This is a genomic window from Corynebacterium sp. c24Ua_83 (genome assembly GCF_039907245.1).
Classification (GTDB): Bacteria; Actinomycetota; Actinomycetes; order Mycobacteriales; family Mycobacteriaceae; genus Corynebacterium.
This window is the reverse complement of record NZ_JASBOI010000001.1, coordinates 56570-70639: the sequence shown is the minus strand read 5'-3', so window position 1 is coordinate 70639 and position 14070 is coordinate 56570. Positions and strand designations below refer to the sequence as shown.

Genomic DNA, 14070 nt, shown 5'->3' with positions numbered 1-14070 from the left:
GGTCACCACACCCCCTCGACGTGCTCGCGCACGCCGTCCGGTCCGACGTCAATCACATCCACGCGCAGTCCCCCGGAAAACTGCACCCTCTCGCGATTCTGCTCCAGCCACAGCCCGGCCAGCGTGCGAATCCGCCTGAGCTTCCGCGGCCCCACCGCCGCCACTCCGCCCCCGTCGGAGTCCGAGGCGCGATACTTCACCTCGATGAAAGCCAGGTCGTCCTCGGGTGTGCGCGCCACCAAGTCCAGCTCCCCGTAGCGGGTATAGAAGTTGCGGTCCAGCACCTCATACCCCGCCCGCTGCAGATACTCAGCCGCCAGGTCCTCCCCCAGGTTCCCCACTGCTCGCTTGTTCGCCGCCGTCACTAGTCGCCCTCCCCTTTTCGTGATCCGGCACCGGTTCTTCACGCCCGGTACCTGATTCACAAGTGTGGGCCATCATCCCCGTGGGGTGGCGTCATAAAAAGAAACAGAGACAACAAAAGCCCAGGGGGCTGTGGAAAACCCCTGGGCTGTGAATAAGGCGAAAGGTGCAGGTCAGTCCGGCAGTTGCAGCTCGGGTTTGTCGAGCTCCTCGATGTTTACGTCCTTGTAGGTGATTACGCGCACGTAGCGGACGAAGCGGGCGGGGCGGTACATGTCCCACACCCAGGCATCGGACATGCGGACCTCGTAGTAGACCTCCCCGCCGGAATTGCGCGGGATCAGCTCGACGGCGTTGGCCAGGTAAAAGCGGCGCTCGGTCTCCACAACGTAGGAAAACTGGCTGACCACGTCGCGGTACTCGCGGTACATCGACAGCTCGACGTTTGCCTCGTAGTCGTCTAGTTCCTCAGCGCTCACGGACTTACCCTCGATCCTTTCCCTTAAGCCATTGCTGGTGCGCAGCGGCCACGTTCCTGTAACTGTAACGGTGATAAGGGGTGCCACCGTGTAGGCTCACCGCAGTCATGTGCGCCTTGGTGCCATAGCCCTTGTGACTAGCCAAACCATACCCCGGGAACTCCTCGTCGAGCGTTCGCAACACTCGATCCCTGGAAACCTTTGCCAGCACACTTGCCGCGCTGATGCATTTGGCCATCTGGTCGCCCTTCACCACGGGCAGGTGCGGCATGGGCAGGCCGGGGACCTTCACCGCATCCGTCAGCACGTAGCCGGGCTGTACGTGCAAAGCAGCCACAGCACGCCGCATGCCGGAGACGTTCGCGTGCTGAATGCCGAAGCGGTCGATGTCTGCGGCGCTAATGTGGATGATCGAGTAGGAAACGGCGACGTCGCGAATGACGTCGTACAGTCGCTCGCGGGTCTTCTCCGTGAGCTTCTTCGAGTCGGTCAGGCGGTCCAGCCCAGCTCCGTCCAGGTCGGCAGGAAGGATGCACGCTGCAATCGAGATCGGCCCGCAGCACGCACCACGCCCAGCCTCGTCCACCCCCGCGACAGGCCCCAGCCCCGCGGCCTCTAGCTCGCGTTCCACCTTAACTCTTGAGCGGCTCTGGCGGCTCTAGCCCTGGATGGGCAGGGAGTCCACGCCGCCGATGCGGCTGAACGGCAGCAGAATGGTCTCGACCTCGCCGACGATGTTCTCCACAGGGATGGTTCCCTGGTGCTCGTCGCCCATGTGCGCGCGGGAATCCAGCGAGTTGGTGCGATTGTCGCCCATCACCCAGACAGCGTCGTCCGGCACGGTGACGGGCCCGAAGTAGTCGCCCTGGCACTCCTTGGAGCCCGTGGTCGGGTCGATCGGGTTCGCCGGTGGGTTCATCGTGTAGGAATCGTCGACCTTCTTGCCGTTGACCATGATGCCCGGGTCGCCCTCCTGGCACTGCACGGTCTGGCCACCGGTGGCGATCACGCGCTTGACCAGGGTGTTTTCGTCCGGCGCGACGATGCCGATGGTGGCGCCAAGGTTCTGCAGCCCACGCACCACGTCGTTGGAGCTGCGGCGGGAGGTGTATTCCTCGTTCCAAGACTCAGTGCCGACGAAAACGACGACTTCGCCCGGGTCGGGCATCTTGTCGCCGCGGTAGGCCAGTTTGTTCACGAAGATGCGGTCGGGTGTACAGCCCACGCAGCCGTGCAGCGTCGGCTCCATCGACTCGGAAGGAATCAGGTACATGCGACCCACAAAGTTATTGAAAGCGCCCAGCACCAGCATCGTCACCAGGATGATGATCGGCATCTCGACCCACCAAGGGTAGGTCTTCTTCTCCTTCTTCTTTTTTGGTGACGCCCCCTGCTCCGGCTGCGCGGCAGCCTCATTGGGCACGTTAGGGTCGTTGGGTTCCTGTCGATGAGTCACAAGGAACGAGGATACCAGTGGGGCGAACAGCAAAAAACCCAGCCACGAAAGTGTGACTGGGTTGATAGCACTTGGGGGGTAAGTACTAGATGCGCTCCTTGATGCGGGCTGCCTTGCCGCGACGCTCGCGCAGGTAGTACAGCTTCGCACGGCGGACCTTACCGCGGGACAGGACGTCGATGCGGTCGATGTTCGGGGAGTGAACCGGGAAGGTACGCTCCACACCGATGCCGAAGGAAACCTTGCGGATGGTGAAGGTCTCGCGGATGCCGGAATTCTGGCGGCGGATCACAACGCCACGGAAAACCTGCAGACGGGACTTGGAGCCCTCGATAACCTTGACGTGAACGTCCAGGGTATCGCCGGCGCGGAACTCGGGAATGTCGTCGCGCAGCTGAGCTGCGTCAACCTTATCAAGAATGTGCATGGATGAAATCCTTTTGCTCGTCTGGATAGAGGATCCTCGCGGCTTTTCGCGTTACCTGCGCGCCTACGGGTTCGTACCCACAACAGAAATTAACTTGAGTAGTATGACACCGACTAGTGGTTTTGTCCAAATCCCGCGTTCTTCAGCGCGGCGGCCATACTGCCCTGCGGAGCCTGATTGCGGTGGTTGGGCTTCCTCCGCGCATTGCGCTTCTGCCCCGCCCCCTTCTTCGGCTTGGACTTGCCGTTGGCTGTGGAGCCCTTGGGTTCGTCCTGCAGGCGCAGGGAAAGGCCAATGCGGTTGCGCGGCACGTCCACGTCGACGACGCGCACCTTCACCACCTCGCCGGAACTGACTACGTCGTGCGGGTCCTTGACGAATTGCTCGCTCATGGCGGAGACGTGAACCAGGCCATCCTGGTGCACGCCGATATCCACGAAGGCTCCGAAGGCTGCAACGTTCGTGACCGTGCCCTCTAGCACCATGCCCGGCTTGAGGTCCTTGATGGTCTCGATCCCCTCGGCGAGCGTGGCGGTCTTGAACGTCGGGCGCGGGTCGCGCCCCGGCTTGTCCAGCTCCGCCAGCACGTCCGTGACGGTGGGGATTCCGAACTTCTCGTCGGCGAAGTCCCCCGCACGCAGCTTGCCCAGCACGGCGGAGTTGCCCACGAGCTGCGCAACCTCCACGCCGGTGGCGTCCACGATGCGGCGCACCAGCGGATAGGCCTCCGGGTGTACGGCTGAGCCGTCCAACGGGTCGGCAGCTCCGTTGATGCGCAGGAAGCCCGCGGCCTGCTCGAATGCCTTCGGCCCCAGGCGCGGCACCTTCAGCAGCTCCTTGCGGGACTTGAAAGCGCCGTTCTCATCGCGGTAGGCCACGATGTTCTCCGCCAGGGTCGGAGTAACGCCCGCCACGCGATTCAGCAGCGGCGCACTGGCCAGGTTCACGTCCACACCGACGGAGTTCACCGCATCCTCCACCACGGTGTCCAGCCCGGCGGCCAGCAGTGACTGGTTGACGTCGTGCTGGTACTGACCCACGCCGATGGACTTCGGGTCGATCTTCACCAGCTCCGCCAGCGGATCCTGCAGGCGGCGGGCAATCGAAACGGCCCCGCGTAGCGAGACGTCCATGTCCGGGAACTCCTGGGCGGCCACCTCCGAGGCGGAGTAGACCGACGCACCCGCCTCGGAGATCACGACGGTCTGGGGCTTGGTGCCCTCCGCCAGCCCGGCAACCTCCTTTGCCAGCTTCTCCGTCTCGCGGCTGGCGGTGCCGTTGCCCACTGCCAGCAGCTCCACACCGTGCTTATTCACCAGGGCGCTCAGGATCGTGCGGGCCTTATCCCACTGGCCGGAATGCGGGTAGACCACGACCGTGTCCAGCACCTTGCCCGTGCCGTCTACCACTGCACACTTCACACCATTGCGGTAGCCCGGGTCCATGCCCAAGGTCGCCCGGTGGCCGGCGGGGGCCGCCAGCAGCAGATCCTTCAGGTTCTTCGAGAACACGCTCACAGCGGCCTCGTCGGCTCTCTCCTTCAGGCGCATGCGCACGTCCACCGCGGAGCTGACCGCCAGCTTCGTGCTCCAGCCGAAGCGCACGCATTCGGCGCGGAACTTATCCGCCGGGTCGCCCTGAGCATGCAGCCCGGTGCGATCGGCGATGATGCCCTGGTAGAACTCGTCGTCCTCCCCCGGCGCAAAGTTCACGCGCAGCACGCCTTCGTTCTCGCCGCGCAGCAGCGCCAGCACGCGGTGGCTCGGTAGATCCCCGAAGGGCTCATCGAACTCAAAGTAATCGCGGTACTTCTGGCCTTCTTCCTCCTTGCCCTCGATCACGGCGGATTCGGCACGGCCGCGCTTGAAGTATTCCTCGCGGATCTCCCCCACCAGATCTGCGTCGGTGGAAATATCCTCGACCACGATGGCTCTGGCGCCGGCCATCACCGAGGCGGCGTCAGCAAAACCTTCCTGGACGTAGCCCTCGGCCAGCTCCGGGCTGCCACCGGCGAGCAGCTTCTCAACCAGCTCGCCCAAGCCGGCCTCGCGTGCGATGGCGGCCTTGGTGCGGCGGGACTTCTTAAACGGCAAGTACAGGTCCTCGAGGCGGGCCTTCGTGTCCACGGCCAGGATCTTCTGGCGCAGCTCGTCGGTGAGCTTGCCCTGCTCCTCGATGCTCTTGAGGATGGTCTCCTTGCGGGCGGCAAGCTCGCGCAGGTAGTCGAGGCGCTGCTCGAGCTGGCGCAGCTGGCCGTCGTCCATACCACCGGTGATTTCCTTGCGGTAGCGGGCGATAAACGGAACGGTCGCTCCGCCGTCCAGCAGGTCGATGGTGGCCTGAACTCGGGGCTGATCCACCTCGAGTTCGTGGGCAATGATGCTAGCGATGCTATCGGTCATTCCCCACATTCTAGAGGGGCTACTGCTTGCCGAAGTCCTCGGCCCACTCGGGCGCATCGCTGGTGAACTCCGTCAGATCGCGCTCGCCGCTGAAGCCCTGCTGCATGTGTAGGTACTCCAGGTGGCGGTCGAAAAGATCCAGCACGTTGTTGATCAGCTGCGCGCGGGTGTAGCCGAACACGTCGAAGCCCAGGGAGCCGTTCATGCCGAAGACCTCGAGGCGGACGTAGTTCTTGCCGTTGTCGAGCTTGTCCGACGCACCCTCGCGGACGGCGAACTCCGGGGTGGTGGAGATGACCGGGTAGAGCTGATAGCGGAAGACCGGATCCTCCCCGAAGATCACGGACAGGTCCAACTGGGGAACCTTGGTGTCCTTACTGTCGGCGACCAACAACGTGGCGTCATAATCCCTAGCCCGCAGCGCCGTAGCGACCGATTCGAGGGCGGGCTTGGCGATCTGCACCACATAGCGATACGCGGTCTGCTCCGACGGCCAAGTGGAGGTGCGGTCGAGGCGGTTCTCCCAGTCCAGGTCGTTGCCGGAGGGCAGGGTGCGCCCGGAGATCGCGGAGTGCAGGGCGATGGCGCGGGAATCCACCTGGGCGGTCTCCATACGTATCGAACGCATCAAGCCCACGATGATCAGGTACACCACCACCATGAAGGGCAAGCCCATGATCAGCGTGGCCATCTGCAGCGTGGCGATGCCGCCGACCTGCAGCATCGCGATCGTCAGCACGGCGACGGCACCCGACCACATCAGGCGCATCCACGGCGCGCCGTCCTGTTGGGGGTCCTTAGAAATAGAAGAGAACTTCGCCATAACCAGCGCACCGGAGTCCGCGGAGGTGACGAAGAACAGCAGACCCACGAGGATGGCGATAAACACCACGATCGTGCCGCCGGGCAGGCCATCGAGCAGGGTGTAGAAGCCACGCTCCGGGGAGTCCACAGCGGTCTGCAGGAAGTCGTGATCGTCGTTGTTCACCGCACGGTCCAGCGCGGTGTTACCCAAGATGGAGGCCCACAGCGCGACGAAGAGGAAGGGCACGCACAGGGTGCCGATGACGAATTGACGGAAGGTGCGGCCACGGGAAATGCGGGCCAGGAACAGACCCACGAACGGCGCCCAGGCCACCCACCAGGCCCAGAAGAACAGGGTCCAGTTGGCCATCCAGTCCGCTGTGGCGGCCGGGTCCTGGGAATAAGAGAAGGTCTCGAAGGTCCAGCGCGGCAGCCAGGCGAGGTAGTCGCCCATGTTCTTCACCACGGAGTTCAGCAGCCAGCCAGTGCGGCCGGTGAACAGGACGAACAGCAGCAGTGCGGTGGCGAGGTAGACGTTCGCCTCACTGAGGCGCTTAATGCCCTTGTCCACACCGGATACTGCGGAGATCGCTGCGACGCCCACTGCCAGCGCCACCAGGGCGATCTGCATGCCACGGCCCTCGGGCAGGCCGAACACCATGTTCAGACCGAAGTTCAGCTGCACCACGCCGATGCCCAGGGAGGCCGCCACGCCGAAGATCGTGCCGAGCAGGGCGGCGACATCTACCGCGTCGCCGATCGGCCCGTTGACCCGCTTGCCGATCAGCGGGTACAGGGCGCTGCGGATGGCCAGGGGCATGTTTAGGCGGTAGGCGTAGTAGCCAAAGGCCAGGCCCATCAGCGCGTACAGCGCCCAGCCGGACACGCCCCAGTGGAAAAGAGTCCAGGCGATGGCCTCGTTGTAAGCCTGCTCCGTCATCCCCTCGCCCACCGGCGGGGTGGAGTACTGCGCCAGCGGCTCGGCCACGGAGTAGAACATCACGCCAATGCCGATACCGGCGGCGAAGAGCATCGCCGACCAGGAGAAAAGGCTGTACTGGGGCTTGGAGTGGTCGGGTCCCAAGCGGATAGCGCCCGCCTTGGACAAGGCGATCCAGATCATGAAGATCAGCGCGATGGCGACGGTGGCAATATAGAGCCAACCCAGGCTCTCTGTCAGCCACCCGGTGATTCCCCCGACGACGGAATCGAAGTTATCGCTGGCGACGGCGGCCCAGATAGCGACCAGCAGGGTAATGACCGCGGTGACGACCACCACGGGCCAGTTGGCCTTGGGAGGCTCCCCACTGCGTGAGCGGTCCGCCCCCGCAGAGTACGTACCGACGATGGCCCGAGGGCCAGCTGACAGTCTGGATCGCTTCTTGTCCGCCAACTTTTCCTATTCCTTAAACCACCCCGTCACCGCTGGCGCGATGTTGGTGTAGACGTGCTTGTGCTCTTGGTACTCGGCCAGTCCGGTGGGGCCGAGCTCGCGACCGTTGCCGGACTGCTTCATTCCGCCCCACTCCGCCTGCGGCAGGTAGGGGTGGAAGTCATTAATCCAAATAGTACCGTGACGCAGCTTACGTGCGACCCTTTCCGCCTTTCCGGCGTCAGTGGTCCACACGGCTCCGGCCAGGCCGTACTCGGTGTCGTTGGCGATAGCCACGGCCTCGTCCTCCGTGGCGAAGGTCTCGATGGTCACGACCGGGCCGAAGGCCTCGTCGTGCACACAGTCCATCTCCTGGGTACAGCCATCGATGATCGTCGGCAGGTAGAACACGCCCCGGGTCAGGTCCGTGTTGCCCGTGGCGTGGGAGCCCTGGTTGTCCTCGGCCGTCGGGATGCGACCGCCGCAGAGGATCTTCGCGCTCTGCTCGCGGGCGCGGTCGACGTAGGCCGCAACCTTGTCGCGGTGCTCCGCGGAGATCAGGGCGCCGGTCTCGGCGGCTTCGTCCAGCGGGCCGCCGACCTTGATCTTCTCGGCCTTGGCCACCAAAGCCTCGACGAACTGATCGTGGATGGATTCCTCCACCACGATGCGTGAGCCCGCGGAGCACACCTGGCCGGAGTGGACGAACGCGCCGTTCAGAGCGTTATCCACCGCAGCGTCGAAGTCGGCGTCCGCGAAGATGACGTTCGGGTTCTTGCCGCCCAGCTCCAGGGCCACGCGCTTGACGGTCTCCGCCGCGTTGCGAGCGATCAGCTTGCCGGTGACCAGACCGCCGGTGAAGCTGACCATATCCACATCCGGGCTCTGTGACAGCGGGTTGCCGCAGTTGGCGCCCGCGCCGGTGATCAGGTTAGCCACGCCGGCCGGCAGGCCCAGCTGGTCCAGGACCGTCATCAGCATCATGGCGGTGTGCGGGGTGAGCTCCGCCTGCTTCAGCACAAAGGAGTTGCCGGCAGCCAGGGCCGGGGCGACCTTCCAGACCACCTGCAGCAGCGGGTAGTTCCACGGGGTAATCAGGCCGCATACGCCGACCGGTTCGGCGTCAATACGAGAGCGAACGTTCGCATCGCCCGGGTCCACAACGCGACCGGCCTGGTGCTGGGCGAGCGTGCCGAAGTACTCGAAGGAGTTGGCGATGTCGTCCATGTCGATCTCGGACTCGGCCAGGCGCTTGCCCGTGTCGGCGGACTCGGCGCGGGCGAAGGCATCCTTGTTCTCGCGGATCTTGTCTGCAACCTGCAGCAGCAGCTTGCCGCGCTCGGCGGCGGGCACGTCGGCCCACACGCCGGAGTCGAAGGAGGCGCGGGCGGCGGCGATGGCCTTGTTCGTGTCCTCGTCGGAGGCCTCGGACACCAGGCCCACGGTGAAGTTATCGGCAGGGTTGGTGATCGTGCGGGTCTCGCCCTTTTCGGCCGCTACCCACTCGCCGTTGATGAACAGCGAGGCGGGAGCGCCCTCATTCTTGTGCACCCCGGCCAGCAGTTCGCAGGTGGTGGGGTCGAACAGTACAGCGTTCATGGTTGGATTCTCGCTTTCTGTGTTTGGCCTTTTGGTCCAGTTTGTCCAGGTTCTAGTCTTCGGTCCAGGTGCGCACTGGGTCCGCGCCGTCGGACATGTCAGAGGTGCCCGGCAGGTCGCGCTGCATGTGCAGGAACTCCAGGTGGCGCTCGTAGAGATCCAGGACGTTATCGATCAGCTGCTCCGTGGTGTAGCCGTAGATGTCGTAGCCCAGCGAGCCGGTGTTGTCGAAGACCTCGAGGCGGTAGTAGAGCTCCCCATCGCTGGTGCTGCGGGTGAAGCTCGGCACCGGGTGCTCCAAGGGGTAGATCTGGTAGCGGAAGTCCTGCTCTTCACCCAGGTGGATGGTGAGGTCCAACTGGTTTACCGGCAGGTTCGGCACGTCGGCAGCCACCAGCGTAGTGTCGATGCCTTCGTCATTCAGCTCGCGTGCGACGGCCTCCAGCGCAGGCTGCGCCACCTTGGTGAGGTACTCGTTGGCCTTGGCCTGGCTCGGCCAGGTGGAGGCACGCGACAGGCGCTTGCGCCAAGACTGCTTGTCCCCGCCTGCACCAGAGCGGCCGGACATGGCGCTGTGCAGCGAGATGCTGCGGGCCTCGGTCGCGTAGCTCTCCAGGCGCAGGGAGCGCCACAGTCCGAACATGATGAGGTAGATCACGATCGTGAACGGCAGGCCCATCACGATAGTTGCCAGCTGCACTGTTTCGACGCCGTTAACTTGCAGCATGACCAGCGTCAGCACGCCGACCAGGACGGCCCAGAAGATGCGGGACCACTTGGCACCGTCCTGACGGGAATCCTCGATCTTGGAGGTGAAGTTAGCGGTCACCAGCGCACCGGAGTCGGCGGAGGTGATGTACAGCAACAGACCGATCAGGGTGCACAGGATGATCAGCACCCCGCCACCATTCATGTCCTGCAGTAGTGCATAGAAGCCCTGCTCCGGGGCGTCCATAGTGTTGTTGGCGAAGTCCATGTCGCCACTAACCACACGCTTGAGGGCGGTGTTTCCGAATAGGCTCATCCACAGGAGGATGAACAGGAACGGAATGGTCAGCACGCCGACAACGAACTGGCGCAGAGTGCGGCCGCGGGAAATGCGGGCCAGGAACAGGCCGACGAAAGGCGCCCAAGCTACCCACCAAGCCCAGAAGAACAGCGTCCAGGCGCCCATCCATGCCTTGGTTGCCTCCGGGTCCTCGGAGAAGGCAAACGTATCCATCGTCATGCCCGGGAAGGATGAGACATAGTCGCCAATGTTCATCACGAGGGCGTCAAGAAGGAAGGCAGTCTGGCCAGTAACGGTCACATAGAGCACCAGGCCGATGGCCAGCAACACGTTGATCTCACTCAGGCGCTTAATGCCCTTGTCCACGCCGGAGACGGCGGACAGGGTAGCGATACCGACGGCGAAAATGATCAGGCCGGACTGGACAGCCACACCCTGGTCCCAGCCGAAGATGAGGTGCAGGCCGTAGGTCAGCTGCACCACGCCGATACCCAGGGAAGCTGCGATGCCGAAGACGGTGCCCAGCACGGCGGCGATGTCCACTGCACCGCCGATGGGGCCATGGATGCGCTTACCGATCAGCGGGTACAGGGCGCTGCGGATGGCCAGCGGCATGTTCAGTCGGTAGGCGTAGTAGCCGAAGGCCATGCCCATCAGGGCATACAGAGCCCAACCTGTGATGCCGTAGTGGAACAGTGCCCACACGACGGCCTGTTCTGCAGCCTCGCGGGTCTGCCCCTCACCTACCGGCGGTGCCATGTACTGGGTGACGGGCTCCGCGACGGCGAAGAACATCAGGTCTACGCCGATGCCGGCGGCGAAGAGCATTGCCGACCAAGAAAAGAGGCGGAACTGCGGGCGGGAGTGGTCCGGCCCCAAGCGGATGTTGCCCGATTTCGAGAAGGCGACCACTAGGACGAAGATCACAGCGACCGTCGCGGTGACGATGTAGAACCAGCCGAGGTTCGTGGAGATCCAGCCGGTGACGGTGCCCAGGGTGTCCTTGGCCTGCTCGCGGCCGAAGAAAGCGTAGAGGGCGACGGCCAGAATGCCCAGCGCCGAAATGATGAACACGGGCCAGTTGGTCTTGGGGTCCGTTACTTCACCCGGCGAATAGCTCTCGCGGTCATTAACATCAAAAGAGCCGACGATCACTCGCGGAGCAGAGGCTTTTTTCCTGCTCACGATGCGCCGGGAGGCGCTTTCGGCCGCCTCCGGCTGATGGTCGTTTTCGGGATTTGTCATGTAGTTCTCCTCTTGTTCTCCTCGATCGCTTCCTCGCCAAAGGGAGTTCATTTTCTCAGAAATACAATTTCCTAGAGTACACAGGTCTTTCTAATTTGCCAGCATTCCCCCTCACATAGGTGTTAATTACTACCTCACTAGTGAGGTGGTTTAATCATGCCCTTTACCTGCCATCTAGCGAATTAATAAAGAAAATGGCATACTGGTAAACGTTCAGTCATTTAACTAGGAGGCGAGTGAATAGATGAGCTTCATTGACAAGCTGATTCCAGGAAAGAAGAACGACACCAAAGGCCAGGTAGTCGAAGACCGTCGTCGGGATATCGTCATCGTCGGCGGCGGTTCCGCAGGTTCCGTATTGGCCAACCGACTCTCCGAAGACTCCACCAAGGACGTCATGGTCCTGGAGGCCGGCCGCCCGGACTCCCTGTGGGATCTGTTCATCCACATGCCAGCTGCGTTCTCCTTCCCCATCGGCGACAAGCACTACGACTGGCAGTACGAATCCGAGCCGGAACCGGAGATGAACGGCCGTCGTATCTACCACGCCCGCGGCAAGGTGCTGGGTGGCTCCTCCTCCATCAACGGCATGATCTTCCAGCGCGGCAACCCGATGGACTACGAGAAGTGGGGCAAGCTGCCCGGCATGTCCAACTGGGGCTGGAGCCACGTCCTGCCCTACTTCAACAAGATGGAAACCGCCCTGGGCGCCGACGCTAACGACCCGCGCCGCGGCCACAACGGCCCGCTGAAGCTGACCCGCGGCCCGGCCACCAGCCCGCTGTTCCAGGCCTTCTTCAAGTCCGTCCAGCAGGCCGGCTACAACCTCACCAACGACGTCAACGGCTACCGCCAGGAGGGCTTCGCCCCCTTCGACCGCAACATCCTGGGCGGCAAGCGCCTGTCCGCCGCCCGCGCCTACCTGCACCCGGTCATGAACCGCAAGAACCTGGACGTGCGCACCCGTGCCTACACCACGCAGGTCATCGTTGAAAACGGCAAGGCCGTGGGTGTGGAGTACCAGTGGAAGGGTCAGACTCACCGCGTCTTCGCGGACAAGGTCATCCTCTGTGGCGGCGCCTTCAACACACCCCAGCTGCTGGAGCTGTCCGGTATCGGTGACCGCAAGGTGCTGGAAAAGGCTGGCGTCGAGGTCAAGAAGCACCTGCCCGGCGTGGGCAACAACCTGCAGGACCACCTCGAGGTCTACGTGCAGTACAACTGCACCCAGCCGGTGAGCTCCCAGCCGTACTACAAGATGATCAACCGCCCGTTCATCGGCCTGCAGTGGCTGCTGACCCGCCGTGGCCCGGTTGCTTCCTCCCACTTCGAGGCCGGCGGCTTCGCCCGTTCCAACGAGAACGAGGACTACCCGAACCTGATGTTCCACTTCCTGCCTATGGCGATCCGTTACGACGGTTCCCAGCCGGAGGGCGAGCACGGCTTCCAGTTCCACGTCGGCCCGATGTACTCCGACACCAAGGGCCACGTTCACATCAGGTCGAACGACCCGAAGGAAAAGCCGGAGATCCTGTTCAACTACCTGGCTACCGACCAGGACCGCCGCGAGTGGGTCGAGGCCGTTCGCACTTCCCGCAAGCTGCTGGACACCCCGGCTATGAAGGAGTTCACCGACGGCGAGATCTCCCCCGGCGCTACCGTGGAGACCGACGAGGAGATCCTGGAGTGGGTACGCAACGATGCCGAGACCGCTCTGCACCCGTCCTGCACCGCCAAGATGGGCCCGGCGGACGACGAGATGGCCGTTGTCGACCCGGAGACCATGCAGGTCCACGGTGTTGAGGGCCTGTACATCGCCGATGCATCGGTCATGCCGATCATCACCAACGGCAACATCTACGCGCCGGTCGTCATGCTGGCAGAGAAGGCCGCCGACCTGATCAAGGGCGACAAGCCCCTCGATCCGATCGACATCCCCTTCTACCACGCTAAGCAGGACATGCCGCTGTACGCGGAGGGCGAAGAGCCCCGCGATCACGTCAACGCCATCCCGGGCGCTGACCACTAGTTGCTAGAGCTCTAGTTTCTAGGGCTCTAAGTTTCTAGGGCTCCAGCCCGTCCAGATACGCCCGATCTGCCTTGGATAGCTCCACGTTGTCCAGCAGATCCGGGCGTACTTTTTTGGTCCTGGCGAGGGATTGCTCGCGCCGCCACTGCGCGATCTTCGCGTGGTTGCCGCTGAATAACACGTCCGGCACGTCCAGTCCGCGCCACTGCCGGGGGCGCGTGTAGCTGGGGCCTTCCAGCAGCCCGTCCTGGAAGGAATCCTCCTGGTGGCTGGCCTGGTTGCCCAGCACACCGGGGATCAGCCGCACCATCGCCTCGGCCATGACCAGCACGGCGACCTCCCCGCCGATCAGCACGTAGTCGCCAATGCTGACTTCTTCCACGCGGTAGCGGTTCTGTGCGCCCTCCACCACTCGCTGGTCGATGCCCTCGTAGCGGCCGCAGGCAAACACGACATGTTCTTCGGTGCTCCACCGTTCTGCCATGTCTTGGGTGAACGGTTTTCCTGCGGGTGTGGGGACGATAAGCAGCGGTTTTGTGACGCCACCCGCCTCCTCCCCTAAACGCTCAGCATCGCTGTCGCCTGTGGCAGGCAGAAGGTTGCGCTTGTGCTCCGCGGAGCTCTCCAGGTCGCTGACCCTGGCCGCCGGGCCGGTGCCCGCCGCGACGTCATCGAGAGCCGGTCCCCAGACCTCGGGCTTCATCACCATGCCCGGGCCACCGCCGCACGGGGTGGAATCCACCGACTGGTGGACATCACTGGTCCAGGCGCGCAGATTATGCACGCCGACACTTAGAATTCCCTGCTCAATGGCCTTGCCTAGAAGGGCGTGGCGCAGCGGTTCTAGGTATTCGGGGAAGATCGTTACTACGTCTAGGCGCAAAA

Annotated in this window: 10 protein-coding genes and 1 pseudogene; 1 reads left to right on the top strand and 10 read right to left on the bottom strand. The window is 63.5% G+C overall.

The genetic code is table 11. From position 1 onward, the window contains the following. Positions 1–2 precede the first annotated feature (2 nt). The 9 genes and pseudogenes from QKE30_RS00305 to betT (QKE30_RS00265) all read right to left on the bottom strand — a co-directional run bounded on the left by QKE30_RS00305 (position 3) and on the right by betT (QKE30_RS00265) (position 11156). Complete coding sequence (locus QKE30_RS00305) at positions 3–365, bottom strand: YraN family protein (RefSeq protein WP_347933810.1); 363 nt, start codon at positions 363–365, stop codon at positions 3–5. Between the two features lie 171 nt (positions 366–536). Next, on the bottom strand, positions 537–842 hold the full coding sequence (locus tag QKE30_RS00300; RefSeq protein WP_005295294.1) for a DUF2469 domain-containing protein: 306 nt from the start codon (positions 840–842) through the stop codon (positions 537–539). Positions 843–846: 4 nt separating this feature from the next. Further along, positions 847–1485, bottom strand: a pseudogene (locus QKE30_RS00295) (ribonuclease HII); the annotation flags it as partial. A 15-nt stretch (positions 1486–1500) separates the two neighbouring features. Beyond that, on the bottom strand, positions 1501–2265 hold the full coding sequence (gene lepB, locus QKE30_RS00290; protein WP_347933916.1) for a signal peptidase I: 765 nt from the start codon (positions 2263–2265) through the stop codon (positions 1501–1503). A gap of 118 nt (positions 2266–2383) precedes the next feature. Then, a complete protein-coding gene (gene rplS / locus QKE30_RS00285; RefSeq protein ID WP_005295302.1) occupies positions 2384–2725 on the bottom strand; it encodes a 50S ribosomal protein L19 in 342 nt (113 codons plus the stop codon). 113 nt (positions 2726–2838) lie between these two features. Then, complete coding sequence (locus QKE30_RS00280; RefSeq protein ID WP_347933809.1) at positions 2839–5127, bottom strand: Tex family protein; 2289 nt, start codon at positions 5125–5127, stop codon at positions 2839–2841. 19 nt (positions 5128–5146) lie between these two features. Beyond that, complete coding sequence (gene betT / locus QKE30_RS00275; protein WP_297666918.1) at positions 5147–7324, bottom strand: choline BCCT transporter BetT; 2178 nt, start codon at positions 7322–7324, stop codon at positions 5147–5149. Positions 7325–7330: 6 nt separating this feature from the next. Beyond that, positions 7331–8902, bottom strand: coding sequence for an aldehyde dehydrogenase family protein (locus QKE30_RS00270; protein WP_297666921.1), 1572 nt, complete (start codon positions 8900–8902; stop codon positions 7331–7333). A gap of 52 nt (positions 8903–8954) precedes the next feature. Next, positions 8955–11156: a choline BCCT transporter BetT gene (gene betT / locus QKE30_RS00265; protein ID WP_347933808.1), complete on the bottom strand. Its 2202-nt coding sequence runs from the start codon at positions 11154–11156 to the stop codon at positions 8955–8957. A 244-nt stretch (positions 11157–11400) separates the two neighbouring features. Here betT (QKE30_RS00265) and betA point away from each other — a divergent pair, with 244 nt between their 5' ends. After that, positions 11401–13185, top strand: coding sequence for a choline dehydrogenase (gene betA / locus QKE30_RS00260; protein ID WP_347933807.1), 1785 nt, complete (start codon positions 11401–11403; stop codon positions 13183–13185). A gap of 34 nt (positions 13186–13219) precedes the next feature. On the opposite strand, the gene trmD is transcribed toward betA, so the two are convergent. Continuing rightward, complete coding sequence (trmD, locus tag QKE30_RS00255; RefSeq protein WP_347933806.1) at positions 13220–14068, bottom strand: tRNA (guanosine(37)-N1)-methyltransferase TrmD; 849 nt, start codon at positions 14066–14068, stop codon at positions 13220–13222. Between the last annotated feature and the right edge of the window lie 2 nt (positions 14069–14070).